Source organism: Burkholderia sp. BKH01, from assembly GCF_025685725.1.
Classification (GTDB): domain Bacteria; phylum Pseudomonadota; class Gammaproteobacteria; order Burkholderiales; family Burkholderiaceae; genus Burkholderia; species Burkholderia pyrrocinia_C.
Map to the genome: position 1 here is coordinate 539,644 of NZ_JAOTQT010000001.1, position 26,016 is coordinate 565,659.

General features: G+C 67.3%; 26 protein-coding genes and 1 pseudogene. 4 read left to right on the top strand and 23 right to left on the bottom strand.

The features are described 5' to 3' along the window. Positions 1-169 precede the first annotated feature (169 nt). Positions 170-622, bottom strand: coding sequence for a chaperone SicP (sicP, locus tag OEJ37_RS02290; RefSeq protein WP_263343041.1), 453 nt, complete (start codon positions 620-622; stop codon positions 170-172). Positions 623-735: 113 nt separating this feature from the next. Further along, positions 736-2,313 (bottom strand): type III secretion system effector BopA family protein, encoded by a 1,578-nt coding sequence (locus OEJ37_RS02295; protein WP_263343043.1) that lies wholly within the window; start codon positions 2,311-2,313, stop codon positions 736-738. Positions 2,314-2,895: 582 nt separating this feature from the next. Between OEJ37_RS02295 and OEJ37_RS02300 the strand changes: the two genes are divergently transcribed. After that, positions 2,896-3,681 (top strand): type III secretion protein BopE, encoded by a 786-nt coding sequence (locus OEJ37_RS02300; protein ID WP_263343044.1) that lies wholly within the window; start codon positions 2,896-2,898, stop codon positions 3,679-3,681. Between the two features lie 397 nt (positions 3,682-4,078). Here OEJ37_RS02300 and OEJ37_RS02305 read toward each other — a convergent pair whose 3' ends face one another. The 21 genes and pseudogenes from OEJ37_RS02305 to OEJ37_RS02405 form a co-directional block, all read right to left on the bottom strand. Next, on the bottom strand, positions 4,079-4,636 hold the full coding sequence (locus OEJ37_RS02305) for a lytic transglycosylase domain-containing protein (RefSeq protein WP_263343045.1): 558 nt from the start codon (positions 4,634-4,636) through the stop codon (positions 4,079-4,081). Beyond that, positions 4,633-4,896 carry a T3SS-associated acyl carrier protein BapB gene (bapB, locus tag OEJ37_RS02310; protein ID WP_175919805.1) on the bottom strand — a complete coding sequence of 88 codons (264 nt, stop codon included), beginning with the start codon at positions 4,894-4,896 and terminating at the stop codon, positions 4,633-4,635. The genes OEJ37_RS02305 and bapB overlap by 4 nt, the downstream gene beginning before the upstream one ends. Further along, positions 4,893-5,249: pseudogene (locus OEJ37_RS02315) on the bottom strand (hypothetical protein); the annotation flags it as partial. The gene bapB and the pseudogene OEJ37_RS02315, both read right to left, overlap by 4 nt. A 121-nt stretch (positions 5,250-5,370) precedes the next feature. Continuing rightward, positions 5,371-6,306, bottom strand: coding sequence for a type III secretion system needle tip protein SctA (sctA, locus tag OEJ37_RS02320; protein WP_263343046.1), 936 nt, complete (start codon positions 6,304-6,306; stop codon positions 5,371-5,373). A gap of 61 nt (positions 6,307-6,367) precedes the next feature. Then, on the bottom strand, positions 6,368-6,658 hold the full coding sequence (locus tag OEJ37_RS02325) for an H-NS family nucleoid-associated regulatory protein (RefSeq protein ID WP_174421067.1): 291 nt from the start codon (positions 6,656-6,658) through the stop codon (positions 6,368-6,370). Positions 6,659-6,790: 132 nt separating this feature from the next. Next, positions 6,791-8,026 carry an IpaC/SipC family type III secretion system effector gene (locus tag OEJ37_RS02330; RefSeq protein WP_263343047.1) on the bottom strand — a complete coding sequence of 412 codons (1,236 nt, stop codon included), beginning with the start codon at positions 8,024-8,026 and terminating at the stop codon, positions 6,791-6,793. 41 nt (positions 8,027-8,067) lie between these two features. Beyond that, on the bottom strand, positions 8,068-9,945 hold the full coding sequence (gene bipB, locus OEJ37_RS02335; protein WP_263343048.1) for a type III secretion system translocon subunit BipB: 1,878 nt from the start codon (positions 9,943-9,945) through the stop codon (positions 8,068-8,070). Between the two features lie 17 nt (positions 9,946-9,962). Next, positions 9,963-10,478: a type III secretion system translocator chaperone SicA gene (gene sicA, locus OEJ37_RS02340; RefSeq protein WP_174421064.1), complete on the bottom strand. Its 516-nt coding sequence runs from the start codon at positions 10,476-10,478 to the stop codon at positions 9,963-9,965. Between the two features lie 125 nt (positions 10,479-10,603). Then, complete coding sequence (locus OEJ37_RS02345; protein ID WP_263343049.1) at positions 10,604-11,776, bottom strand: EscU/YscU/HrcU family type III secretion system export apparatus switch protein; 1,173 nt, start codon at positions 11,774-11,776, stop codon at positions 10,604-10,606. Positions 11,777-11,779: 3 nt separating this feature from the next. Continuing rightward, positions 11,780-12,535, bottom strand: a complete 756-nt coding sequence (sctT, locus tag OEJ37_RS02350) for a type III secretion system export apparatus subunit SctT (RefSeq protein WP_174421062.1) — start codon at positions 12,533-12,535, stop codon at positions 11,780-11,782. Between the two features lie 23 nt (positions 12,536-12,558). Then, positions 12,559-12,813 carry a SctS family type III secretion system export apparatus subunit BsaX gene (bsaX, locus tag OEJ37_RS02355; protein ID WP_263343151.1) on the bottom strand — a complete coding sequence of 85 codons (255 nt, stop codon included), beginning with the start codon at positions 12,811-12,813 and terminating at the stop codon, positions 12,559-12,561. A 34-nt stretch (positions 12,814-12,847) separates the two neighbouring features. Then, entirely contained in the window at positions 12,848-13,537 is a 690-nt protein-coding gene (locus OEJ37_RS02360; RefSeq protein WP_174421061.1) for an EscR/YscR/HrcR family type III secretion system export apparatus protein, read from the bottom strand. Next, the gene (gene sctQ / locus OEJ37_RS02365) at positions 13,527-14,501 is read right to left on the bottom strand and encodes a type III secretion system cytoplasmic ring protein SctQ (protein WP_263343051.1); all 975 of its coding nucleotides are present in this window, start codon (positions 14,499-14,501) and stop codon (positions 13,527-13,529) included. Before sctQ ends, OEJ37_RS02360 begins: the two co-directional genes overlap by 11 nt. Beyond that, the gene (locus OEJ37_RS02370) at positions 14,498-15,682 is read right to left on the bottom strand and encodes a BsaU protein (protein ID WP_263343052.1); all 1,185 of its coding nucleotides are present in this window, start codon (positions 15,680-15,682) and stop codon (positions 14,498-14,500) included. Before OEJ37_RS02370 ends, sctQ begins: the two co-directional genes overlap by 4 nt. Further along, positions 15,660-16,124, bottom strand: coding sequence for a BsaT protein (locus OEJ37_RS02375; RefSeq protein ID WP_174421058.1), 465 nt, complete (start codon positions 16,122-16,124; stop codon positions 15,660-15,662). Before OEJ37_RS02375 ends, OEJ37_RS02370 begins: the two co-directional genes overlap by 23 nt. Beyond that, the gene (gene bsaS / locus OEJ37_RS02380; RefSeq protein WP_263343053.1) at positions 16,121-17,431 is read right to left on the bottom strand and encodes a SctN family type III secretion system ATPase BsaS; all 1,311 of its coding nucleotides are present in this window, start codon (positions 17,429-17,431) and stop codon (positions 16,121-16,123) included. The genes OEJ37_RS02375 and bsaS overlap by 4 nt, the downstream gene beginning before the upstream one ends. After that, positions 17,428-17,835 carry a hypothetical protein gene (locus OEJ37_RS02385; RefSeq protein WP_174421056.1) on the bottom strand — a complete coding sequence of 136 codons (408 nt, stop codon included), beginning with the start codon at positions 17,833-17,835 and terminating at the stop codon, positions 17,428-17,430. The genes bsaS and OEJ37_RS02385 overlap by 4 nt, the downstream gene beginning before the upstream one ends. 11 nt (positions 17,836-17,846) lie before the next feature. Next, positions 17,847-19,919, bottom strand: coding sequence for a SctV family type III secretion system export apparatus subunit BsaQ (gene bsaQ / locus OEJ37_RS02390; protein WP_263343054.1), 2,073 nt, complete (start codon positions 19,917-19,919; stop codon positions 17,847-17,849). Between the two features lie 35 nt (positions 19,920-19,954). Further along, the gene (sctW, locus tag OEJ37_RS02395; RefSeq protein ID WP_263343055.1) at positions 19,955-21,097 is read right to left on the bottom strand and encodes a type III secretion system gatekeeper subunit SctW; all 1,143 of its coding nucleotides are present in this window, start codon (positions 21,095-21,097) and stop codon (positions 19,955-19,957) included. Beyond that, the gene (gene sctC / locus OEJ37_RS02400; RefSeq protein ID WP_263343056.1) at positions 21,094-22,944 is read right to left on the bottom strand and encodes a type III secretion system outer membrane ring subunit SctC; all 1,851 of its coding nucleotides are present in this window, start codon (positions 22,942-22,944) and stop codon (positions 21,094-21,096) included. The genes sctW and sctC overlap by 4 nt, the downstream gene beginning before the upstream one ends. 13 nt (positions 22,945-22,957) lie before the next feature. Beyond that, positions 22,958-23,599 carry a helix-turn-helix domain-containing protein gene (locus OEJ37_RS02405; RefSeq protein WP_263343152.1) on the bottom strand — a complete coding sequence of 214 codons (642 nt, stop codon included), beginning with the start codon at positions 23,597-23,599 and terminating at the stop codon, positions 22,958-22,960. 510 nt (positions 23,600-24,109) lie between these two features. Between OEJ37_RS02405 and OEJ37_RS02410 the strand changes: the two genes are divergently transcribed. The 3 genes from OEJ37_RS02410 to sctI are packed head-to-tail and all read left to right on the top strand — an operon-like array spanning position 24,110 to position 26,012. After that, positions 24,110-25,384 carry a PrgH/EprH family type III secretion apparatus protein gene (locus tag OEJ37_RS02410; protein WP_263343057.1) on the top strand — a complete coding sequence of 425 codons (1,275 nt, stop codon included), beginning with the start codon at positions 24,110-24,112 and terminating at the stop codon, positions 25,382-25,384. Next, the gene (gene sctF / locus OEJ37_RS02415) at positions 25,381-25,650 is read left to right on the top strand and encodes a type III secretion system needle filament subunit SctF (protein ID WP_174422261.1); all 270 of its coding nucleotides are present in this window, start codon (positions 25,381-25,383) and stop codon (positions 25,648-25,650) included. The genes OEJ37_RS02410 and sctF overlap by 4 nt, the downstream gene beginning before the upstream one ends. A gap of 59 nt (positions 25,651-25,709) precedes the next feature. Further along, positions 25,710-26,012, top strand: a complete 303-nt coding sequence (gene sctI / locus OEJ37_RS02420; protein WP_175919818.1) for a type III secretion system inner rod subunit SctI — start codon at positions 25,710-25,712, stop codon at positions 26,010-26,012. The last annotated feature ends 4 nt before the right edge of the window (positions 26,013-26,016 follow it).

Below are 26,016 nucleotides of genomic sequence, written 5' to 3' on the forward strand. Positions count from 1 at the left end.
CAAACGCGATCCCCGCCGCACCCGCACATGTCATTGAGCTTAGCGCGCGCACATCACTGGAAGATTTCAGACCTGTTTCGGTCGTTCACACGTTCGCCACTCAGCTGTCGCGGCTGCGCGCGGGCGGGCGTCGTGCGCGGCAATCGGACTGGGCCGCCGCTTCGTCGATTCAACCGCGCCACGCGCGGGCCGCGTGTGAATCCGCCGGGCGATCCCGCACGACGGCGTCGTACGCGCCCATCTGTTCGAACGTGCCGATCACGCTTTCGAGGCGCGATGCGAATGCCTCGAAAGCGTCGACAAATTCGCGTACGTCGAGATTCGCCGTTGCAATGCGCTCGATCAGCATCATGGCCGCCATGTCCTCGTCGAGGCCGAGGCCGCCGCCGCCCGCTTCCGACAAGTCGAGATTGACGGCGAGCATCCGTTTCCACATCTCGGCCGGCGCATCCGCCGGGAATTCGCCGACCATTCCGTACAGCACGAGCGCGTCGGGCCGGTCGCGAATCGAGATCATCAGTTGCCCGTCGAGCAGCACGAAGCACTGCCCGTGCTCGTCGAAGTCCAGCGGTACGCCCGCCGCTTCGCTCAACGTGTCCAACCATTCGGTATGCGTATTCATCGTTTGAGGTTCTCCATCCGAGTCATGTGATTCAAATCGGTGCGCGCCGGTGTCCGACGAGCGGCGGCGCGCTCACGCGGCCTCCATGCCCTCATGAGGCCTTCGTGCGACCTTCAGTCGGCGATCGCGATCGCCATGAACGCTTCGATCTGGGCGATCATCGCGTGCGCGGCCAGCATCTGCAGCGCGGATTGGTCGTTCGGCGGCGGCACGCCGAGATGCCGGTCGAGCGTCTCGACGAACACGCGCGCCTTGCGCGTCAGAGCCGCGACGTCGTCGCGAGCCGACGGTGCGCAACGCTTCATCGCGTCGGCCAGATCTGCGTCCGCTCGATCGCGATGCTTGCCGGATCGCCCGGCAGACAGTTCGGCGAAGTACGCGCCGATCCGCTCAACCTCGCGCGCGAGATCGTCGAGCCGCGCTTGCCGCGGCGCGTGCGCCGGCGCTCGCCCGAGATCGGTTTCGCGCGCGAACGGGCCTCCCGCCGCATTGCCCGCCGCCGCGCCAGCCTCCGAGAATGCGCGCCACGCCAGCCGCACCGACGCGCTTTCGTACAACCGCTCGCAGTGGCGCGCGACGCCGGCGCGCTGCCGATTCAGCGTGTCGATCCTCTCCTGCACGGTCTGCGCATACGCATGCGCACGATTCGGATCCTCGGAGATCCATGTGGCCGTATACGGCACGAACTGCTCGGCGCCGCCGCAGCGCAGCACGCGCAGCGCCATCGACGCGCAGTTTTCCGTCTTGCTGATCATCTGGTACTTGAGTTCGCCCGTCGTTGCGGCGTTCTTCACCGTGCGCGCGTCGCGCAACATCGCCGCCTCGTTCAGCCCGAACAGCACGAACGTAGCCCGGCCGGACGCGTCGCGCGTGTCGTGCCCGTCGCGCTTATTGTGCTTGTCGCGGTTGAATCCGATCGCCGGGAAGTACACCTTGCGCGCGCTCTGCCCCCATTGCAGCTCCTTATCCAGCTTCTGCCCCGCTCTCGGGAAAAAACGTGCGTCGCGAAAATCCGCGTCGTCAAGCGGATCGTAGGCCTCCTTCCCGATCTTTCCTCTCGCGAGCTCGCCTCGCCACAGATTGCGCACGGTTTGCGCGCCGATTTCCGATCGCTTGTCCTGGCGGTAATCGTTCAGCGCCTCCGCGTCGACGCGCTCGAATCCCTTGCCATCGAAAGGGTTGTGCGGCCACCAACTGACGTGCTCGTACACGTGCTGGCTGGCATCGGCATCCGCCTGATTCTTGATCGTCAGCGATGCATGCCCCGGATGATCGATACCTCGCCATTCCCATGACCGGAATACCATCTGGCGCGCAAGCGGCTTCGCATCGCCCGTCCCGTGAAAGTGCTCGGCGATCGACACCATGTTGCGTACGAGCCGCCGATCCAGCGGCTCCCCGTCGCGCCGCGCGCCATAGTCGAACGCCGCCTTCGCGCATTCCGTTCCGTATCGCTTCGACAGCGCGAGCACGAAGCCCTCGAGCGCGCGGCGGTTTTCCGTGCGAACCTGCTCGACGTAGCGCCGGACCACGCCGCAGTGCTTGAGCAGCGGGACGTGCGCGAGAATCTCGAACAGCCGCTCCTTGATCCCCAACCTCGCGACCGACACCGCCGGGCCGCGCGCGTCGCCGCCGACGACGAAACGCGCGCCGGATCGTGCGCTTGCGACGAATGCATCGACATTGATCATCCTGTCCTCCCTTTGCTTCGAGACGTTCTGATACGGCGCGCCAGCCGCTCTGGCCGGCGCGCATGAGCGTCGAGCGGATCGTCGCCCCGGCTGCGCGTCAACGCCGGGTGGCCGGCGCGCGATCCCGCTCGACACGAATGCCGATGCTGAAGACATTCGTCCAGCGTAGCTTTCAGATTCCGCTCAGGCGGCAATGCACATGCCGGTTCGCCGGGCAAGCGGCGCAGCGTCGCGGACTGCGCGCGCCCGCGCGTCGCGCGCCGCACCCGGCACGCGCTCGCTCGGCCATGCGGCATGGGTTCGCTTCGCGCGTCAGTGTGCAAACCGGAGCGGGCGTGGCCGTCCGCGTCAATGCGCTAATGGCGGTTGAACAGTCGCACATCGCCGAGCGTCGCCGCATACGACCGCATGTGACGTCACGAGGCCTCGCGCAACCGCAAATGCGCTATTTATGGAATCGGACCACGTGCGTCGGCCCCTAGAATCGATCCGGTTATCCGCATTACGCGAGCGCCGTTGTCGAACGAAACGCGACGCGGATGCGGGCGACCGGTTCCCTTTCCACTCAATCGAGAGCACAACATGACTTACAACCCGAGAATCGGCGGATTCACGCACGTCAGGAACGCGTCGTTCGACGTTCACGCCAACCGTTGCGAAGCGCGGCCGCGCACATCGTTTGCACAGCAGATAAAGCGCGTCTTCAGCAAGATCGGCGAAGCGCTCGGCCAGTTGTTCCACCGCAGCGCGCCGGACAACGCGCCCGGGCGGGTCAAGCTGCAGGACGTTCGCTATGTCGGCAGCTATCGACCCACCGGCGACCCGAAACAGGCGATCCGGCATTTCATGGACGAGGCGGTCAAGCAGGTCGCCGACACGCGCACCACCGAGATCCGGCGCGATCCGGAATTCGCCCGGCAGATCTACGAATCGGCGCTCTGCGCGATCTTCAGCGAAGCGAAGGACCGCTTCTGCATGGATCCCGCGACACGCGCGGGCAATGTGCGCCCGGCGTTCGTCGCAGCGCTCGGCGATGCGGCGCGCGCGACGGGGCTGCCCGGCGCCGACAAGCAAGGCGTGTTCACGCCGAGCGGCGCCGGCACGAATCCGCTCTACCTCGAGATCCGGCAGCGCGCCGATGCGCTGATGGGCGCCGAGCTGATCGCGCGCCCGGAGTACCGCGAGCTTCAGTTGCATGCGCGCCAGCAGGCGATCGATCTCGTCGCGAACGCGTTGCCGGCCGAGCGCGCCGACACGCTCGCCCGCTTCCAGCAGACGGTGCAAACGCTCGAAGCCACGTACCGCCGTGCGGCGGAGGATGCGTCGCTAGACGCGAAGAGAACGTCGGACGAGCCGGGCACCGCGTGACGAAGTAGCGTGTGATCCGGATCGTCCGGCGAGGGCTGCCGCGATGGTCCGGATCGTGGAGCTGCGGGGACTGAGGATTCGACGACTTCGACGAGACTTCGGTGACTTCGGAGCGCTCGACGGATTCAAGGAGTTCCGTCGATCCGTCGCTCCCGAAGCGATTCGCGGCCGGATCGGCCCCCGCATTTCGGTATCCCGTTCAATCACGACTCAATCGTCGTTCAAACGCCGCTCCTTCGCCGAATCGATGCGCGACGCTGCAAAACGAATCGCATGCCGAAGCGGGTCCATCGGATTGCCCGCTCGCTGGCCGCCTCGACGGCGGCAGGCGAAGCGGCCGCACGTCTATCCATAAACACGCCCATGTCGACGCACGCGCCCGCTTCCCTCCGCCGTCTCACTGCACCGACGCCTCCTCGATGACGAGCCCCGGCTCGCGCGCCAGCATCGTGCGCACCGCCGCATCCCGCTGCGCAGCCATCTTTCTTTCCCAGGGTCGCGCGACATAGACGTCGTGAACCGCGCGCGCATAGCGGTCGCTCAAGCCCGGCGTGCGGGAGTGGTACGCGCCGACCGCGCGCCACGTATCGCCGTACTGATCGATCTGCCGGCGCAGCAGCGCCGCGCCGACGCGCGCGTTGATCGACGCGTCGTACAGCCGCAGACGGTCGATTCCCTGATTGCGCAGCGCCGCCAAATGCACCGAATTGATCTGCATCAGGCCGATGTCGGTCGAGCCGTCGTCGTTGCGATGCAGCGCGCGCGGGTTCAGTCCCGACTCGTAATACGCGATCGAACGCAGCAGATCGGCGTTGACGCCATAGCGCCGCGCGGCGTCGTCGATGCAGTCCGCATGCGCGACGCGGCCCGCCGACACGATGCTGATCGCGAGCGCCGCGGCCACGCGCGCGACGCGTGCGCGCATGCGTGCCGCATCCGGACGGCGCGCGCTCATGCGTCGGCCGCGCCGAGCAGCGCGGCGACGTCGGCCACCGTCGCGATATCGGCGAGCCGCGCGCGATCGAGCCGGATGTGCCAGCGCTCGTCTAGCGCCATCGCAAGCTCGATCAACTCGAGCGAATCCATCGCCAGATCGTCGAGCAACCGCTGCTCCGGTGCGAAGTCCGCCTCCGGCACGCCCAGAATGCCGGCCAGCAACGTCTTCGCTGTCGCGAGCGCGACGGCGGCTTCGTTCGGGCATGAGCCGATCGTCATCGCTTCACGCCTCTATCGATCGAGTCGGCCCAGCCGACGCGCGTCACGCCTTCGGTCGTCACGATTCTGTCGGGCGGCGCGACGGTTGGAAACGCCGTCGCCGCACGCGTGCCCGCGCTCCGCTTCGGCACGCCGGCATCGGGCCGCGATGCGCGCCGGGCCGCCGCGTCGTCCGGCGCGGGCTGCGCCGACGGCGGCGCGTCGTCGTCGACGAGCGGATAGAGGCCCGCGCGCTCCAATTGCGCGCGGCTCATCCGCCGGGGATCGACGTTGCGCGTCGTCGGCGTGGAAGAGCGCGGCCAGGCGCCGCCGTCGGACGCCGACGAACGCAGGGCGCCGCTCGCAACCGCGGTCGGCTTGTTGTGGATGGACGAAGATCGTTGAATGAACGGCGGCATGCGAGTCCTTTTCCTCTTGTCGGTTGCTCCGGATCGGGGCGGCGGCGATCGGCGCCGCGCCGGCGCGCGGCCCCATTCAGATCTGCAGATAGCTTTTCGCGGTGTCCGTCAGCGTCGAGATCGCGCCGCTCAGCACCTTGACGAGATTGTCGAAGCTCGAGTTCTGGTGCGAGTACTTCTCGACGAGCGTCTGGACGTCATTCTGGATGTTGTCCTTCTGGCCGGAGAACGCCGTGTTCCACGCCTGGTAGCGCGCGGTGTCCCAGGTCACGTCGCTCTCGTCCGGCAGCGAATCGCGCATCTTGATCAGCTTGTCGGGGTTGATCGTCACGACGCCCGAATCGCTGATCGTCACCGCACCGCCGAGCTCCTTGCGCCAGCGGGCGAAGTCCGCACCTTTCGGCAGCTGCATCGTAGGCAGATGATCGATGACGTCCTGCAGCAGCTTGCGGATCGCGTGCCCGTCGATCTTCATGTTCTTGTCGTCTTTTGCCGAGATGTAGTCCTGCAGCTTGCTCATCACGTCGGTGACGCTCTGGAAATACTTCGTCAGCCCCTCGACGATCCTGGCGTATGCGTCGACGTCGGACTTGCCCTGAGCGATCACGTCGATGAGCCCCTGGAGGATCGGATCCGGCTGAACGCCGCCGTTGTCGCCCGCGGCGTCGAGCGTGCCGCCCAGGTGCTGGGATTCCCAGCGCTCGAGCAAGTTGCGCTGCGCGAGCGCGTGACTGCGCAGCGCAACGCGCGCATCGTCGAACACCGCGAGGGCTGCGGGGCGGCCTTCGACGAAGCGGCCGTCGACCAGATCGGGCAGCCGGACCGACGCGAATTCGTCGATCGCCGCGCCAAGCTTTTGCTCCGGCAACCGGCGATCGACGCCCGCCGTGCGCAGATCGTCGTCGGTCATCGCCCTCACACCGGCATCGACGGGCATCGTTTTCGCGAGCGCCGCAACCGCTGGCCAATCGCGCGCGGCCAGCGCGCGCCCCATGTTGACATGGACATTCATCGTGGTTCACCTTCGTGCTGTCGGATTCATCGAGAGCGCGCGCGATGCGCGGCGCCCGCCTTCACTCGATCAGGAATTCGTCCCGGTTGCGCCCGCGGATCCATTTCGGCTCGATACCGCGCCCGCTCCAGGTTGCGCCCGTCGCCGGATCGCGATACTTCGGCCTGACCGCTCCGCGCTTGCGCTCGCCCGGCTTCTTCCGGTATCCGAACACTTCGTACGTCGTGAGACCGTACTCGCGCACCTTCGCGCGCACGTCGTCGATCGCGGCCTGCAATTCGGCCTGCCGCGCCGCTTCTGCCTGCGTGCTCAACGCCTCCGCCCGGGCCTTCAGTTCCTTGTATGTCGCCATGCGCTCAACCATCGAAATTCCGATCTTGGAGACAGACGCCGGCGCAGGCTTTCAAAAAAGCGCCATCGCCCGTCCCGGGAAACGCGACGGCGCGACGGGCGAAGCCCGCCGCATCCGCCGCGGCGCGAACCATCAGGTCCGCAGATTGCCGGCCACCTGCGCGGCCACCGCGTTGTCGTTCGCGATCTGGCTCTTCGCCGCATCGATCGCCTTCTGCGCGGCTTCGCGGCCGCGATGCGCCGCTTCGTCCCGCGCACCCGCCACCGCCATCGCGGTCTGCTGCGCGCTCTCGTCCTCTTTCTGCTCGGCGCGGTCCGCGCCCTGCTGCTGCGCCGATGCGCCGTCGATCTGGTTTTTGCCGATCTGGCCGCCCGACTGGATCAGATCGCCCTTCATCTGCTGGCGGCTTGCCTTCACGAGATTCTCTTCGTGACGAATGCCATGCATGTCGATCCGGTGCTGCCGGGCGGGCGCATCCTGCGCGAGCACGCTCGTGTGCTCGTCGCTCATCCGCTCGCCGCCGGGGTCGATCTCGTGGCGCGTCGTCTCCCCGGTATCGCGCTTGACCTTCACGTGCGACAGCTCGTCGTTCGAGAGCACCGGCTTGTTGATACCGCGCAGCTCGAGCGCCTGCTCCGCATGGAACTGCTTGAGCTCCGCCTGCGGCTTCATCTCCTTTTCGATAGACATCGACTTCGTGCTCAAGCCCTTCATCTGCTGCATTGCGCCACCGAGCGAGGTCGTCGCCTGCAGCACGCCGCCCGCGATCGCCGCCGTCATTTGCGCGGCACCGATGCTGCGATCCTTCGCGGCCGCGCTCATCATCGCTTCGTGCGCGAGCGTCGTGAGCTTGCCCTGCATCACGAGATCCGACTGCACGTTCTTCTGCAGCGCGATGCCGAGCGCGAGCATCGCGTCGAACGCCTTGTCCTCGGCGAACGAGAAGCGCTGCGGCGCGTTCGACGTTGCGCGCGACGCGTGGCCGCCGACGCACGTGTCGCCCTCGCTCCCGGGCGACACGTGGCGCTGCACGAGCGCCTCGTGCATGTCCGTGACGGCCGGCATTTGGCTCGCGGCGAGCAGCTTGTGCTCGCGCTCCATTCCCGAGACCGTCCGCCGGTCCGTCGCGCGCGTCTGCGCGGCCGGCTTCGGCTGAGCGAGCTCGACGCGCTGCGCGCCCGGGCCCGAGTCGCGCCGCGGCGACACACGCTCGCCGACGACGGCCGCGAGCGCCGCGTCCGCGCGCGCGAGCGCACGGCCGTCGTTGCGGGCTGCCTTGTTGCCCTGCTCGGTCAGTCCCGCGTCGGCAAGCCGGGACAGCTCCGCGTTGCTGATATTGATGTCGCTGCTTTGTACACCGATTGACATACGCACCTCTTCGACTCAGAAAACTAACGTGATCGCCCGTATTACACTGCGCGGGCCTTACGCAGGATCAGCTTGCCCGTCGAGGTCTGCATCTCGCCCGCATCCGACATCTGCTGCATCAGCTGCGCAAGCACGCGATTGTGCTCGGCGAACGATTCGACCGCCTGTTTCAGCAGGTCGCCGAGCAGCTTGATGTCGTACATCGCTTCCTTGACATCCGCGAGCAGGCCCATCGCCTTCTCGCGCTCGATGCCGACGACGATCCCGCCCGCCGTCTGCGACACCTGATTGCCGACGTTCATCACGGTGCTCGCCTTCTCGAACCGGTTCGCGAGCAGCATCCCGTCTTCATGCGCCTCGACGCCGATCGCGCGGCGCATGCGCGTCATCGCCGTCGCGGTGCGCGAGCCGAGCGCCTCGAGCCCGGACTTTTCGGAAAACTTTTCGATCAGCTGCGCGAGCATCTTGCCGATCGCCGAATCCATCAGCTTCGTCAGCTGGCCCGCCATCGCGTCGATCACCTTCGATGCGACCGCCTTCACCGCCGATGCGCCGACGAACGCGGCGGCGACGAGCGCGACGCCCGTCACGACCGCGCCGAGGATCGCGCCGGCAAGCTCAGCCTTCTGCTGATCGACGCCGCACGCGGCGAGCGCCTTCGTGATGAGCGACGAGATCACCTCCATCAGCGGCTTGAGGATCGCGTTCATTACAGGCTGCATCAGCTTGTCCATGAACGACACGCCCGTCGTCGCGCGGCTGATCTCGTCGCCCACAGCGAGCGCGAGCCCCACGGCCGCGAGCGCGAGGCTCGCGCCTCCCGTAAACGCGGCCGCGGCGAAGCTGACCGCGGTGATCACCCAGCCGACGATCTTGCCGATGCAGCCCATCGTCTTCTGCATCTCCTCGGCCTTCTTCACCTGCTCCTGATACTCGTCGGACTTCTTCTTCAGCTCCGCTTCGCGCTTCGCCTGCATCTCGGTGAAAAGCTTCCGCTTCGATTCGAGCTCCTTCACGTTGCCCGACGAGATCAACTCCTGCAGCTTGCCGAGCACCACCGTGAGCTCGGCCGCGCCGCTCAGATTCGGCGACGGCGGCGTGCGCAGCGACGCGCCCGTGCCGTACCGCTGCGCGGCCTGGTTCACCGCATTGTCGATCTGCCGCTCGCATTCGCGCGCCTGCATCGCGAGCGCGGTCGCCGCATCGAGCTTCTTCGCCGCGTCGGCCTGCAGCGCGTCCACGCGGCCATGTGCGTCGCCCGCCTGCTGCTTCGCCTGCTCGAGCGCCGCCTTCAGCGCCTTCAACTGATCGGCGGGCAGCCCCTGCTTCACCGCGTCCTCGTACCGCTTCTGCGCGGCGTCGACGGCCGCGCCCGCGGCCTTCGCGTCGACGGCTGCCTGCTTCGCGGCGGCGGCGGCCCGCTCGGCCGCGTCGGTCGCCGCCTTTGCGTCGTCGGTCGCGCGCTGGAACGCGTCGGCCAGCCGGTTCAGGTTGTCCCGCGTGGCCTTCGACATCTGGTTCCAAATGTCCGAGCGCTGCTTGAGCTCGTTGAGGCTGCTCGCGTTGATGACCCTCATCAGCACGCCGAGCAGTTCGGTGAGCTTCGCCGCGCCGCTCGCGCGGCTGCCACCGCCGTGCGCGTTCGCAGCCGCCGTGTCGGACAGCGGCGCATCGTGCTCCTGCGGCGCGCGCAGCGCCGGCTTGCCGTCGAGCCGCGCGTCGTCAGCGGCAGGCTGCCCGTCGCGCTGCCCGGACGCGAGCTGCGACATCCGCTCGAGGAAATTGCGCTGCGCGGCCGACACCACGTCGACGTACGCCTGTGGCGACAGCATGCCGAGCGCGCTCGCCGCGTCGCGCAGCGGATGGGTCTGGTAAGCGTTCGCGTTGGCGGCCAACCCGCCTTGCACTCCGGATGACATAGATCAGCTCCTGTTGGCTAGTGGTCGTTCCCGACGGATGCGAGCGCCGCATCGGCGCTCACTTCGTCGAGCCCGTCGAGATAGGACTGCGCCTTCTGCGCGAGGCGCTCGTCGCGCGAGCGCTCGACGACGCTGCCGAAGCAGCGCCGCGCGAGCGGCGCCTTGCCCATCAGCAGATGGCACTGGCCGGTATGGAACATCGGCCGGAAGTCGTCCTTCGACAGCGAATACGCGAGCGCGTACAGATCGATCGCCCGCGCGTATTCCTTCTTCAACTGGCACACCGCCGCGAGCCCCATCGCGTACTCGGAGTTGTAGAAGTCGTAGATGCACAGGAAGCGGAAGAACACCTCCGCGTCGTCGAGCCGCCCCTGCTGGTAGAAACGGTACGCGAACGCATAGATGCCGTTCATCAGGTCCTGCGGAACCCGATGCAGATCCTTCAACGTCGCGCCGTTCTGGACCGCGTCCAGCAGCGCCGCCGCCATCTCGTCGGCGTCGATGTCCTCTATGTTCACGTCGTGTTGCGTCATGCCTTCACCTCGCTCGGTTCTTTCAGTTACATGGATGTCGCAGCGTTGCAGTGCCGTCGAATGACGGTTGCTACGTTACGCGCCGTTCGCTCGGGAAAATTTCACAAAGCAGTCTTTTCGGGTTGTCATGCGTTTCGGCCGCCCGCCTCAGCGGACGCGCCGTCGCCCAATGGCGCGCCGCCCGGCGAAGCGTCGCCCGGCGATTCCTCGCCGCCGCCCTCCTGCTGCGCGGGCGGCGTCTGCAGCGGCATATCGGGCGGCCCGCCGCGATTCGCCGCCTCGACTTCCTTGAGCCAGATCAGCACGCGCATCACGCCGTCGATGTCGTCCTGGTTCACGAAGCTGTAGCGGCGCGGCGAGTTGCGATAGATCGAACGCGCGAGCGCGACGTTGCGCGCGACCGGCACGCCGTGCGCCTCGGCGTGCCGGATGACCGCGAGCGCGCGCGCATTGGTCTCGCGCACCGACACGAACGGAATCGGCACGATGTCCGGATTCACGTAGATGCCGATCGCAATGTGGGTCGGGTTCGCGACGATGAAATCGGACTGCTCGACGTTCGCCTTGATCTCGTCGGACAGCAGTTCCTGATGGATCTCGCGCCGCCTGCTCTTGATCTCGTGATTGCCCTCGCTCTCCTTGTATTCCTGCCTCACCTCGTGCTTGTCCATCTTCAGCTCGCGGTGGTACAGGAAATATTCGACGGCCGCGTCGGCGATCAGCACGGGTAGCGCGCACAGCAGCAATAGCAGCACGAGCCGGATCGTCAGTACGATCCACATGTGCCCGAGCAGCGCCGCCCGCGCGCGGAACAACCCGAACACGTCGTGGTGGTAGAGATCGATGAACACGCGCACCGCAATCGCGAACACGGCGACGTAGAGCAGCGCCTTCACCGCGTCCTTCGCCGAGCGCCAGCTGAAGAGCCGCTTCATTCCCTTGACTGGATCGAGCGCCGTCGGATCGAAGCGGATCGATTCGACCGCGAGCGCGAAGCGGCTTTGCACGAGCGACGGCAGCGCGCCCGCGACCGCGCAGAGCAGCCCGAACGGCGCCGCGATCCGCAGGAACAGCTTCGCCCACGCGAGCGCATATGCGCCCGGATTCGGCTGCGCGCCCGTCGACGCGATCCGCACGAATTCGGCCGTGATGCGAGTCAGATCGACGAGTGTGGGCGCTGTCAACGCACCCGTGGCGATCACGACGAACGCGACGATGTCCCTCGCCTTGAACGTCTGCCCTTTCTTCGCCGCGTCGCGCAGCTTCTTCGCGGTCGGCTTCTCGGTTTTCTCCGCCATTGCTCACTTCACCAGGCTGCTGAAAGGCTGCACGAGCAGCAGCGCGGTCATCTCGCGCGGCGCCGCGTACACGAAATAGAGATGGAACACGGCGAACGCGACGATGCTCTTGACCGTCAGCGACAGCGAGAACGCATTGACCTGCGGGCAGAAGCGCGAGAAGAGTCCGAGCAGTGCATCGGTCAGGAACATCACGATCAATACGGGCGCGGCGAGCGCGAGCCCGTGCGCGACGAGATCGGTCAGCAGCGCGCCGAGGCGCGGCAGGTCGATCGAGAACGGCGCGCCCGCCGGCACCGTCGCATAGCTCGATTCGAGCGCGCCGACGATCGTCAGCATGCCGCCCTGCTGCAGGAACGCGGCCGTGTAGAACAGGCTCACGAACGGCGCGAGCGCCGACGCCTCTACCCCCGTGGCCGGATCGATCGAATCGCTGATCGTCGCGCCGCGCTGGTTGTCGATCAGCGTGCCGATCGCGGTCGCGACCCAGAACGGCAGCGACAGCGCGACGCCGAGCACGACGCCCGTCGCCGCTTCCGTCAGCTCGGCGCCGGCGAGCGCGCCGCCTTGCAGATGCGGGTGCGCGAAGCTCGGCCACAAGCCGAGAATGACGGCGAACACGATCGTGTTCTTCACAATCCCGTTGACGATCGTCCGGTCGTTCAGGAACGGCAGCAGATAGAACACCGGTGCGACGCGTGCATACGCGATCGCGATCGCGCCGGCCTGCCGGTAGAACGCTTCCATCGAGACATCCATCGTGTCGCTCGGCGTGACGCGGCTCAGCGAAGGCCGATCGACAGCATCTCGGTCGCGAACGCGAGCAGCTTGCCGCCGAACCAGCCGGAGAGCACCATCAGGCAACCGAACACTGCGATCATCTTCAGCCCGAACGGCAGCGTCTGCTCCTGCAATTGCGTGACCGTCTGGAACAGACCGATCGCGAGGCCCACGACGGTCGAGACCGCGACGGGTGCCGCGCACAGCAGGATCACGAGCAGAATCGCCTTGTCGCCGGCATAGGTGAGTTCATCCATCATTTTTCATCCTAAAAGATGCGCCGCGGCGCGGCTATTTCATCAGGTTCAGGTACTGCTCGATCAAGCCCTTGGAGATCAGCGTCCAGCCGTCCATCGCGACGAACAGGATCAGCTTGATCGGCACCGAGATCGTCACGGGGCTCATCATCATCATCCCGAGCGCGAGCAGCACGCTCGACACCACCATGTCGACGACGAGGAACGGCAGATACAGGTAGAAGCCGATCTTGAACGCGCTCCTGACCTCGGTGAGCGCATACGCGGGCAACAGCGAGAACAGCGAGTTGTCGAGGCCGTCCGACTCGTCGCCGGCCGCGCTTGCGTCGGACGAGTCGGCGTCGTCGCTCTTCAGGCGCGCGGCTTGCGCGCGCTCGAAGAAGCGCACGAGCTCCGGATCCGAGTAGCGCGTCAGATAGCGCTTGTAGTCACCGAGGCCGCCGTCGATGAAGTCGTTGACCGAGTCGCTGTTCATCACGTCGAGCGGATGGTGCTGCAGATACCGGTACGCGCTCTGAGCGACGGGCATCATCACGAACAGCGACATGATGAGCGCGATGCTGTTGAGAGCGAGATTCGACGGCACCTGCTGGATGCCGAGCGCGTTGCGCACGAGCACGAGCACGATCGAGAACTTGATGAAGCACGAGCCCGCCGCGACGACGAACGGCACGAGCGTCGCCGCCGTCAGCAGAACGATCAGCGCGATTTCGTTATTCGCCATCGCGTGCCGCCGGCTTCGCGCGCCAAAGCGCCTTCACTTCGACCGCGAGCTGCTCGCCGACCTGGATCAGCTCGCCGCTGCCGAACGGCTGGCCGTTCGCAAGGATCGTCACCTCGCCCGGCGTGCCGCGCAGCGGCAGCACCAGGCCCGGATGGCAGCGCGCCAGCTGCGCGACCGTCACGTGATCGTCCTGCAGCACGAACTCCAGCGTGACGGGCAGTGCGTCGAGGTCGAACGCCAGCGGCGGCGCTGCCGGCCGCGCGTTCCCCGTCGCGGATTCGTCATGCGGGCCATCGTGCGTCTCGTCGATCGCCTGGCCGTTCAGTGGCTCGTTCAGCATGATGTTCTCTCCTTCCCAGAAAAATTCACATAGCGCTTGCGCGCCGACTTTGACCACGTTGCGCGGCGTGCGGACGAGCAGCACGTCGCCCGGCGCGACTGCGGGCAACAGTGCGAACGGCAGGCGCGCCGTGCCGATCGCGAAGCGCATCGCGAGCGGCACGCCGCCGATGTCGGCCACGGCGCGCGTCGCGGGCACTTCATCCGGAAATGCGCGGAACAGCGCGCGCGGGCGGCCGGGCCCATCGAAGCACAGCAGCGGCTCGGCGGGTCGCGCGCGCTCGACGAGATCGACCAGCCGCACGTGCGCCCAGCCGCCCGGCGGCGCAGGCAGCTCGGCGGCGGCGTCCCGCCCGCTCAGCAGCTCGAGCGCGTAGCGCCTGTCGAGTGCGCGCCACGCGAGCACGCCGAGCGCCGGATAGCGGCGGCGCATCAGATCGTCGACGTCGACCCAGCCTTCGTGCTCGACGCCCCGCCAGGTCGCGCGCAGCGCCGCATAGCCGAGCGGCGGCGCGACCGTGCGCAGCGCGGCGTGCTCGCCCGCCACGCGCAGCACCTGCGCGCTCCGATAGAGCGGCAACTCCGCAGGCGCGACGCGCCGCAACAGCGAGTAGCGCGCGCTCATTGCTCGTCCGCCTCCGGTTGCTGCCGCGCGCGACGCCACGGCAAGCGGCCGCCGTCGTCATCGGGGCGTTGACGGTCGAATTGAACGGACCATCCCGGCGTCAGCCGATCGACACCGTGCTCCATCGCGCGCTGCACGCGCTCGTGGCTCGGCTGAGCGTTGACGACGCGCGGCGCGCCGACGGAATCGAAGCGCAGCTCGACCGCAGGCTGCCCATCCCATGAGTTGAAGCTGTAGCGCACCCGGGTGCCCTGCGTGTCGCGAATGTCGCGCGCTTCCGAGTGCGCCGCGCCGGCTTGCGCGCGTTGGCCCGCGGTGCGCGACGGATCGTGCGCGCGGGAGGTGGGCTTGGCGGCGTGCGTCAACGCCGACGGTTGAAAGGCCCGTGGGAAACCAGCGATCGCGGCGTCGCCCGAGCGGCCCTGATCGTCGCCGTCGCCGCCCTCGCGCGCCGCACCGTGCGCGGCGCCGGCGGTCAAGCGTTTTGCCGCTGCGGCGGCCGACGCGACGTCGATCGCCGTTGTCGGCGAAGACGACGGCGATCGCGCGGGCGATGTCGCCGACGGTTGCGCAACGCCCGCCGGCTGTTCCGCCGGCGTCGCGAAAGGCCGCGAAGCCGCGGCCGCCATCGCGCGCGCGGCGGCGTCGAGCGTTCGGCGATCCGCGTGTCCCGCGTGCGCAGATGCAGGAGGCGGTGCGGTCTCGGCCGCCGCGTGCGGCGCGCGTGCGTCCGCCATCGACGCGCCGGGCGCCCGCTCACCCGTCGCGAGCACGGCATCGAGCGCCGCTGCGTCGCCGCGCGTCGCCGCACCTTCCGCCGAACCCGACTCGAAGCCCGCCTCGCCGCCGGCGTCGCGTCGCGCACTGCCCAACCGCGCATCGCTGCACCGCAATGCGATCGTCCGATCCCGCGCCTGGGGCAACGCGGGCATCCAGAGCGCCGCCGCCAGCGGCTCGCTCCGGCGCTTGGTTTTCTTCCCCGCGTGAGCGCGCGCCGCTTCGGTGTCGTCGCCCTCACGACCGTCGTCGCGTTCGTCGCGGCGCCCGTCGAGCACCTTGCCGCATTGCTCGCGGTACGCACGCTGCAAATCGGACGCCTGCCCCGTGCCCGCCGGCTCCGCGCGCTGCGCGGGCTCGACGCCCGCCGCGATCGGCGCGCTAATGCTGATGGTTGAACCCATGACCTGCTCCTTCCGTAATGTCCGCTTCGGCGACCGCTTCGCGCAGCCGCTCGTTTTCGATCCTGCGCCGCGCGAGCCAATCGCGATGCGCGTCGCGTCGCCGCTCGAGCGCGAGCGCGGCGGCCAGGCTGTCGCGCAACGCCTGCTCGGCCGCCTGCCGGCGCTCGAGCAGTTCGTCGGCCTCGATCTGCCTGCATGCGATCTCGTGGCGGATCGCCGCCTGCTTGCCGCGCACGCGCATCAGCTCGCTGCGCGTATACGGCTTCGGCGGCGCGCTCGCCGCGAGCCGCTCGCGCAGTTGCGCGAGCGCCGCGCGCCGCTCGGCGATCTGCCCGTCGAGCGCCGCGAGCCCGCCGCGTTCACGCGCCGCCTGCCGACGCAGCGCGTCGCCGCGCCGCTCGAGCACCGCAATCAGCCGCCCTGCGCTGTCGAGCCGCTTCACGACGCGGCCTCGCGCATCCGTTCGAGCGTGTCCCCGAACGCCGACGCGTCGTCGATCGCCTGCTGCAAGAACGCATCGAGCGCCGGCCGCCTGTCGAGCGCAACATCGTTCTCCGGGTTCTCGCCGCGCCGGTATTCGCCGAGATCGAGAAACACTTGCATCTCGTCGATGCGCGCGAGGTCCCACCGGAGCTGCCGCGCGGCCGCCCGATGCGGCTCGTCAGCGATCTCGTCGAACAGGCGGCTCGCGCTTTTCAGCACGTCGATCGCCGGGAAATGGCCCTTCGCGCCGAGTTGCCGGCTCAGGTACACGTGGCCGTCGACGATCGAGCGGATCTCGTCGCCGATCGGATCGGGCTCCTCCTCGTTTTCGAGCAGCACCGTATAGAACGCGGTGATGCTCCCCGCGTCCGTGCGCCCGGGCCGCTCGAGCAGCCGCGGCAACTGCTCGAACACCGACGCCGGATAGCCGCGCCGCGCGGGCGCCTCGCCGGTCGCGAGCGCGAGGTCGCGCAGCGCTCGCGCGTAGCGGGTCATCGAGTCGAGAAACAGCATCACGTCACAGCCGAGATCGCGGAAGTACTCGGCGATCGTCGTCGCGACGAGCGCCGCATTGCAACGGTCCACCGAAGCGCGGTCCGACGTCGCATACACGACGACCGTCCGGTCCCGGCTGCCCGAGCGCCGCATCCGCTCGATGAACTCGGACACCTCGCGGCCGCGCTCGCCGACCAGCGCGACCACGTACACGTCGGCCGCCGCATGCTCGATCATCATGTTCATCAGCGAAGTCTTGCCGCAGCCCGCGGCCGCGAAGATGCCGAAGCGCTGGCCGACGCCGCACGTGAGCAGCCCGTCGATCGCGCGCACGCCCGTCTCGAGCCGCCGCTCGATCGGCCGCCGCGCCGCGTAATCGGGCGGCGCGGCGTCGATCGCGCAGCGACGCGGCACCGCGCCGCCCGACGCGCCCACCGTGCCGAACCTCTCGACGACGCCGCCCGTCGCGTCGACAACCGCGCCGAGCAACGTCCGCGATACGTCGATCATCATCCGCTCGCCCGTCGGCACGAGTACGACCTGCCGCGACAGCCCGGCCGTGCTGCCGAGCGTGCTCAGGATCGCGGCGTCGCGCCCGAAGCCCACCACCTGCGCGCGGCCGATCGTCGCGTCGCTGCCCGCCGCCGCGCGAATCGTGCACATCTCGCCGATCGCGACGTCCGGCAGCAGCGCCTCGATGATCGGCCCCTGGATGCGGCGCGGATGCGCGCGCCGCCTCAAGAGCCGCAGCGGATTGCCGGCGGCATTCATCGCGCGAGGATCTCGTGGATCGCGCAGAGGTCCGCGTAGAACGTCTCAAGCGCCTCGGTGAAACCTTCGGCGTCGGCGAGGCAACGCGGCTCGACGCGGCCGTGCAGCATCAGTGCGTCGTCGACGAGCGACAGCAACGGGCGGCGCGATGCGAACGCGTCCGAGCCGCGCGGCAGCTGGTACGCGAGGAGATCGAACGCGCAGCGCGCGAGCTGGCTTTCGCCCGGGCAGTCGAGCCGGCTCCAGATCGTCAGGTGCTCACCGTCGTGCTCGACGAACATTTCGGGCATCGAATGAAAGGCTATGCAGATCGGCGCGTGCGCATCCATCTCGCCCGCGATCGCGCTTCCGCAGCCCATCTTCTCCATGCTTTGCTTGACTAGCATGACGACATCGACATTCATCGTTTCTCTCCTTAAATCGTCTTCAAGACATCGATTGCGACGCTGTCGGCCACTTCGCCGAACGACAGCACCTCCAGCTCCGGAAAGCGGCTCTCGATCAACCGCTTGACGAAACGCCTGACTTCCATCGACGCGAGCAGCACCATGTCGCGCTGCGAGAAGCCCGCGCGCGCGAGTTCGAGCGCGAGCCCGTCGAGCAACTGCTCGCTCGTCGCGGGCTCCAGGTTCAGGTACGCGCCGCCCGACGTCTGCCGCACGCCCTTGCCCACCGCGTCCTCGAACTCGGCGGACAGCACGAGCGCGCGCAGCTTGCCGCCTGTAGCGAACCGGTTCGAGATGTAGCGCGCGAGCGCCGCGCGCACGTGCTCGACGAGCAGGATCGAGTCCTTCTCCTTCGGGCCCCACTGCGCGAGCGATTCGAGAATCAGCTTCATGTTGCGGATCGAAATCTTCTCGGCGAGCAGCCTCTGGAACACCTCGGCGATGCGTTGCACCGAAATGTGCCGATAGCTTTCCTTGATAAGTTCCGGGTACTTGCGGTCCATGTCGTCGAGCAGGCGCTTGGCTTCCTGCACGCCGAAGAATTCCGACACGTTGCTCAGCATCGCCGCCAGAAACTGCCCGTACAGGTCGTCGATCGCCGAGCGCGTGAGGACGTCGATCTTCGCGAGCGCGTCGGTCTGCGCGCCCGGCACCCACCACGCGTCGCCGCCCGCGCCATCCGGCAGCTGCACGACGTCGACGGGCAGCCCTTCGAGCGCGAGCGTCGAGCCGATCACGCGATGCCTGTCGAAGCAGATCGCGAACGTCGCCGCGCGGATCTCGTTGATCAGCACGATCGCCTCGCGCAGATGCACCTGCGGCGAATACACGACGCGGATGTCAGGCAGCCGCAGCCCCATGTCGACGAACGCGCGCCGCCTGAACGCGCCGATCACGCCGTCCCGCTCGAACATCGGCTTCGCCGCTTCGGGCACCATCAGCATCAGCGGCACCGTCTCCGGAATCAGCGTGTCGATGTTGACGTCGTCGTTGGGTGCGTCGGCGGATTTCGCCGCGCCGCCGCCCGACAGCGCGCCCGCCACCTTGCCGACGCCCCCTCTCTCGCGCGCCGGCTCGCTCGGCTTGGGCCATTCGCGGCGCACGTACAGCGCGCCCAGCGCGAGCGCGATCAGCAAGAAGACGGCGAGAGGAAAGCCGGGCAGCAAACCGATCGCGAGCGCGAGCACGGCCGTCACGGCGAGTACGAATGGATTCGAGAACAGTTCGCCGACGATGTTCGCGCCAAGGTTGTTGCCCGAGCCGCTCACGCGGGTGACGACAAAGCCCGCGCCGATCGCGATCAGGAGCGCGGGAATCTGTGCGACGAGGCCGTCGCCGATCGACAGGATCGTGTAAGTGGTGAGCGCTTCGGATACCGACATGCCGTGCTGCATCACGCCGACCGAGATGCCGCCGATCAGGTTCACGAAGATGACGACGATGCCGGCAATCGCATCGCCCTTGACGAACTTCATCGCGCCGTCGAACGAGCCGTACAGCTGGCTCTCGCGCTCGAGCGCCGTGCGGCGCGCCTTCACACCTTCGTTGTCGATGATGCCAGCGCGCAGGTCCGCGTCGATGCTCATCTGCTTGCCGGGCATCGCATCGAGCGAGAAGCGCGCCGCGACCTCGGCGACACGCTCCGAACCCTTCGTGATCACGATGAACTGCACGATCGTCACGATCACGAACACGACGAAGCCGACGACGAGGTTATCGCCGATCACGAACTGCCCGAACGTCGTGATGATCTTGCCGCCCTCGGCCGTGAGCAGGATCATCCGACTCGTGCTGATCGACAGCGCGAGCCGGAACAGCGTCGTGATCAGCAGGATCGACGGAAACGTCGAGAACTCGAGGATGTTGACGATGTAGAACGAGCCCATGAACACGAGCAGCGCAGTCACGATATTGAAGCCGATCAGGAAATCGAGCACGTACGACGGCAGCGGCACGATCAGCATCGCGATCACGAGCACCATCATGCTCAGGACGATCAGTTCGGGGCGCGCTTGGGTCTTGACCAGGAGATTCTTCAGCATGACTATCGACCGGTTTGAATGAAGGACGCCGCGCATCAGCCAGCGTCCGTGTCCGGGCGTGCCTGTCGCCGCTCGCGCGCGTACGTCGCGCCGATCAGTTCCTCGATCGCGCCGAGCGCCGCGCGACGCGCGTCGACGTTGCCGTAGAGCGCGATCGGCACGCCCGCGAACGCGCGCAGCGCGAGCTGCAGCAACTGCGAACGGCGCTCGGCCGAAAGCGGCCCGAGCAGATCGCCGAGCGTGCCCAGGAGCACGTCGGCAACCGAAAGCGGCCGCTGCAGGCCGCCCAGCATCGTTGCGAGCGCACGCGCCTCGGTAAGCCCGCAATCGCGCGCGAGCGCGTCGTCGAGCAGCCGGCCGACGAACAGCTCGTCGCCCGACGCGAGCAACCGCACGTGATGCAGCGTGCCGAGGAGTGGCCCGAACTCGGCCGCGCAGCCGCAGCTCGGATCGTGCGACTGCATGTCGTACGACAGCGCGGCGCTCACGTAGTCGAGAATCCGCTTGCGCCGGCTCACGCCGAACTGCTCGATCCAGTCCTCGTAGACGACAAGATGCGAGCCGTCGAACTCGAGAAACTGCCGATACAGCTCGCGCAGCCGGCGCGGATCGAGCTGCATCCGCGCACCGAACACCTTTGCCTTCAGCGCCGCGTTGATGCCCGCCTTGATCCGCTTGTTGCCGTCGCCCGCGAGCAGCTCCTCGATCGCGCGCTCGACCACGTCGACGGATTCGCCATCGAGCCGGCGGCGCCTTCGCAGCTCGCGCAGCGCGAGCAGCAGGTCGCTCTCATCGCGAAAGCGCTCACGCGCGTCGCGCAGCAACGCCGCGAGATCCGCGCGGCCGCGCGACGCGTGGCCGTCGGGCGAGGTCGGACGGCCGAGCAGCGCGGCGAGCTCGTCGAGCTTCTCGTCGGCGTCGGTGTCGAGGATCCGTTCGAGATCGTCGCTGCGGCGCCCCTTGCGCTCCGACGCGCGAAACCGACCGAACTGCACGGCTGCGTTCGCGGCCTCTCCGTCGAACTCGGCGAGCTGCGCGTCGACGCCCGCCGCGCCCGACGCCGGCGCCTGCGGCGCGTCGTCGAGCGACGGCTCCGCGTCGAGCCGGTTCGCCGTGCCGGCGCCTTCGACCGAAAAGCCGCGCCGCGCGACGGAGGCGCCGCCGATGTTCGAGCTCATGACTTGTCGTCCATGTAGGGTTTGAGCATCTGCACGGTTGCGCGCAGCGTCGCGTTGTCCGCCGGATCGCCGGATTCCCACGGGTGGCCGTCGGGCCAGGCCGCGCCCGCGCGCAGCAGCTTCGGCTGGATCAGAAACACGCGCACGACCTGCTCGTGCCGCTCCGAATGCCCGCGAAACAGCCCGCCGATCAGTGGGATGCTCGCGAGCCCGGGAATCCTGAACGTGCGGCGCGTAACGTCGTCGCGCGTGTTGCCGCCGATGAGCAGGCTCATCTCGCGCGGTACCCGCGCGACCGTGTTGATCTCGGTGCGGTTCACGAGCGGCATCGCGTTGTTCTCGGCGAAGATCTGGCCGTCGCTCGTCGCGCCGTCGGCGGTGCCGTCCTCGATGTCGACGATCATCTCGACCTGCGATGCGTCGCGCGTGAGCCGCGGCAATACGTTGACGAGCGTGCCGTAGGTCACGTGATCGAGTTGCACCGCGCGCTCGCCGATCAGTTTCGCGTAGAACGTCTGGTTGCTGTCGAACGTCGCCGGCACGTTCTCCTGCGTGAGCACGACCGGCCGCGAGATCACCGTGGCGTCGCCCGTCTGGCCGAGCGCCGCGATCGACGCGAGGAATTTCGTGCCGTCGAGCGTCGTCACGTTGCCGCCGCTAGTGTTCAAACCCACGCCGATGCCGGGCGCATTGAGCGCGCCCTGCCAATCGATGCCCAACTGGTCGAGCCGGCTCTTCCTGATGTCGATGATCCACAGCGACAGCTCGATCTGCCGCTTCTCGACGTCGAGCGAGCGGATCAGCGCCTCCATGTCCTGCACCTTGTCTAGACGGCCGACGAGGATCACGCTGTTCGTGTCCGGATACGCGACCGCACGCACGCCGTCCGACGCGGGCAGCGCGACGCCGCCCGTCGGGCTCGCCGGATCCGTCGAGCCTGCGCCGCCCGGCACATTGCCGGCAACGAGCGGCGCGGGCAACGCGTCGGCGAGCGAGAACGCCGGCTTTCCGGTTGCGCCCCCCGCGCCGGCGCGCCCCGCCGCATCGCCCGCCGCGGGGAGGACGGCGGGCGACGCCGCCCGCGCGCCCGGCCGCGCGGGGCCAAAGATGCGGCCGAGCACGGTCGCCATGCCCGGAATGTCGACTTCCTTGTCGCGCAGCATGTACTGGCGATCGACGACGAAGCTGTTGTGAAGTTGCACGACGCGCACGGCCTGCTGGTCGCTCGCCTCGTTCGAGCGCACCTCGTCGAGATAGCGCGCGGCGGCGGCGACGAGATTCACGTAGACGGGCGCTCCGGTCACGTAGAACGTATTGCTCAGGTCGTCGCCGCGCACTGGGAAGCGCGGATCGTAGAGCCGCGTCTGCCGGATGAAGTCGCGCAGGCTGCGCACGGTCGCATGGCGCATCGAGACGACGGCGTTCTTGATCTCCGAGTTGTCGTAGATGTAGATCGACGCGCCGTCGTCGTACCAGAGGAGCGCCATCGATTCGCCGAGCCGCGCGAGGAGCGCGCGTGGCTGCGACAGGTCGAACTCGCCTGTCACGTGCTTGCGACGCACCTTCTCGCTCACGACGATCGGCTTGTGCAGCCGGCCGGACAGCGCATTGAGCAGCACGCTGATACTCGCGTCGTTCGCGACGAAATGGCGCTCGTCGTCTTGCGGCGCGCTCGCCGGCTGCGCGGCCGCGCGCGCGCCGCCGTCCGCCGCGTCGAGCAGCGCGGGCGGCCGAGGGGCGTCGGCTGGCGGCGCCGCGTCGGGCGGCGCGGCAACGGCCGCGCCCGTCGTCAGCAGCGATGCGGCGAGCGCGACTGCGTACCGTCTGGTCGTATCAGCATAGCTCATCGGTTCGTGCTCCTCATATCCTGTGGCGGAACCGGCACGGCGAAACACCGAACAAGTCTTTGATTTCTCTGGAGAAATGGGACGACGACGCGAAACCGTTGCTCATCGCGACTTCGGTCATGCTGTCGCGGCTCTCGACGACTTCGAGCACCGCCTGCGCGGCGCGCCATTGTCGAAGCTCGCGCTTCAGGCCCCGGCCAAGCGCCTGCCGGCACAGCCGCCGAAAGTGCGGCTCCGACACGCCGTAGCGCGCGGCGAGCGCGGCGATCGGCTGCGGGTTCGCGCGCTCGCGCAGCAAAAAGCGCACGAGCCCGTAGCTCTCCTGCGCGCGCAGGAACGCGAGCAGCGGATCAGCGCCGCCGGGCGCGCCCATCACGCGGGCGATCAGCCACCGGTCGAATTTCCAGATGCTCAGATCTCCCGGCACCGCGATCACAGCGCCGTCCGGAACACCCGCGCGATATTCGCGTGCGGCGTCATTCGGCGTCGCGCAGCTTTCCAGAAACGCGAGTAATTTCGCCGCCTCGAATAGCGGCGCTTCATGAAAACGCCACGCGCCCTCGTGCGCCGCGATTTTGAATTGGCCGGCGCCGACGACCAGCGCCGATTTATTCTTGTCGATCGAAACGGCGTGAGATGCCGCGCCGAACGACACGTCCAGTTTCGCGATTTCCGTGACCGACCTGATCAGATGGATTACCGGACCCGTAAATGATCTTGATTTTCCAGGTGAAACCACCACGCAATCGAATTTATTGAATCGATTCACCATCTCACACTCCTCGATATCGACCTCGAAACGCTCGAACGATATTTCTCGGCCTTTCCCGGAAACCAGATTAATCAGGCATCACATTCCGATCAAGCAAAAAACCGACGATTTATAAAATCTCACGAAAATCATATATATTCATTATTTGATATTCTTCATTCATATTTCTTTTTAGAACTATTCAGGGTTGCTAATGGCGCCCAAGGCCGCTCGACGCTACATTCTGTCCAACGAGCCGGAATCCGGCGCCTCCGCAAAGACTCCACTCGACGTGATCGTCTGTTTCGAATCCGACGATCCGGGCCGCGATCGGCGGCATTGAAATAAATCGATCTGACGGCACACCACTAATCGGATCATGTATTGACAAAGTCGCCTTGGAAAATCACCGAGATGAATAAGTCAGATTCCGGACGTGAAATCCTGCAGCTCCGAATCCTGTTCGGCCCGCTATTCGGATCGGATATCGCGATTTCGCAGGCAGAAATATTTTTCTGCGTCGGCGAGCACGTGGTCGACGCTCGCCAGAGCGAAAATGCTGAAAATCGCGTCGATCACTTCCTGGATCGCGCGGTCGATACGCTGTATATCCCGCATCGGAAGGGCTCGCCGAATTTCCGTTTGCGTTTTCCGGAGCAAACCGAACGGGCGACGCAAAACGCGGGAACCGGCGCCGATACGCAGGGTGATTTCGAAGTCGATTTTCTGGCCGCGAACGGTTGCGTTACGCAACACGCGGCGTTCAACACCGTTTGCCGCACCGGCGACGTCGCGTTCGCGGTCAAACGCCAGGACGAAGCGTGGGCCGACTCGGTCCTGCACTACGCGCCGCACGCGTCGCACCCGCAAGCGGCGGACGTCGCCGGCGAGCCCGGTGGTGCCGACGAGCGCGCATCGTGCTTCGCGCTCATGCTGGGCGCTTTGCTCATCGTCGGCGTCGCGCTCGCGGCGCTCGCTTACTGGCAGGTGCAGCGTTACGTGGGCACGCAGAAGCTTGCAATCGTGAACGGCGTGCTGGCGGGCGCGCCCGCGCGCAACGCAATCCTGCAGGGCGACGACGGCCGAATCTACGCGCTGAGCGCTTCGCAGGACGGCGCCGAATGGGATCGCGAGGCGCTGCTGAAGGCGGGGCTGCCGGAGCACGTCGAAGTCGAAGTGATCGGCGCGGAGTTGCAGCGGATCGAGGGGCGGCTCGACGAAGCCGGCATCGATTTCGTGACCGTGCGCCTCGACGCACCCGAGCGCCCCGAGCTGATCGTCGTCGACGGTCTACCCGTGGCCGCACGCGAACGCGCGATCCGCGAGCTGCGGCGCGCAGCGCCGTACGTGCGGGACGTGCGCGTGTCCGACGCAAGCCTCGGCGCGATCGAGCAGGAGGCGCGCAACGCGCTCGACAAGGTGGGCGCGCGCTACCGGCTGCTCGCGCGGCGCGACGGCGCGACGTTCGAAGTGGCGACATCGTTCGGCGACGAGAAACTCGCCGCATTGCAGAACCTCATGCGCTCGTTCGGCCACAAGTGGGGCACGCGCCGCGTCGACTTCAAGATCGCGCTGCGCACCGACTGGCTGAAGGGCAAATCCTATCGGGAAGGCGGCGACGGCTATGTGCTGCTCGATCACGCGTCCTGGTATTTCCCGCAACCCCTGGAAGGAGCACATTACCGATGAGCAATCTCCCGACTCCACCGCTGCTCAACTACGAGTGGTCAGGCTACCTGACCGGCATCGGCCGCGCGTTCGACAGCGGCGTGAAGGACCTGAACCAGCAGTTGCAGGACGCTCAGGCAAATCTCACGAAGAACCCGAGCGATCCTACGGCGCTCGCGAACTACCAGATGATCATGTCCGAATACAACCTGTACCGGAATGCGCAGAGCAGCGCGGTCAAATCGATGAAGGACATCGATTCGACGATCGTCTCGACCTTCCGCTAACCCTCTCCTCATCTCCGGGAGGGCGCGGCGCGAGCCGCGCCCTCCCGGACCGAACGATCATGAACATTACGAACCCGCACACCGCACCCGCGCTGCCGCCGCTCAGCGAAATCGAATCGCCCGAGCGGCCGGCGACGCTCGACGCGATCCTCCAGCAAACGCTCACCGATGCGAACGACAAGTCGAACGCCGCGAAGGCGAGCATCGAGTCGCGGCTCACCGATCCGGTCGACTTCGCGCATCCGGAGAAGCTGATCGCGCTGCAGGTCGAACTGTCCGACTACAACATCTACGTCTCGCTCGCGAGCACGCTCGCGCGCAAGGCCGTCTCGGCAGTGGAGACGCTCGTCAAGGCGCAATGACGCG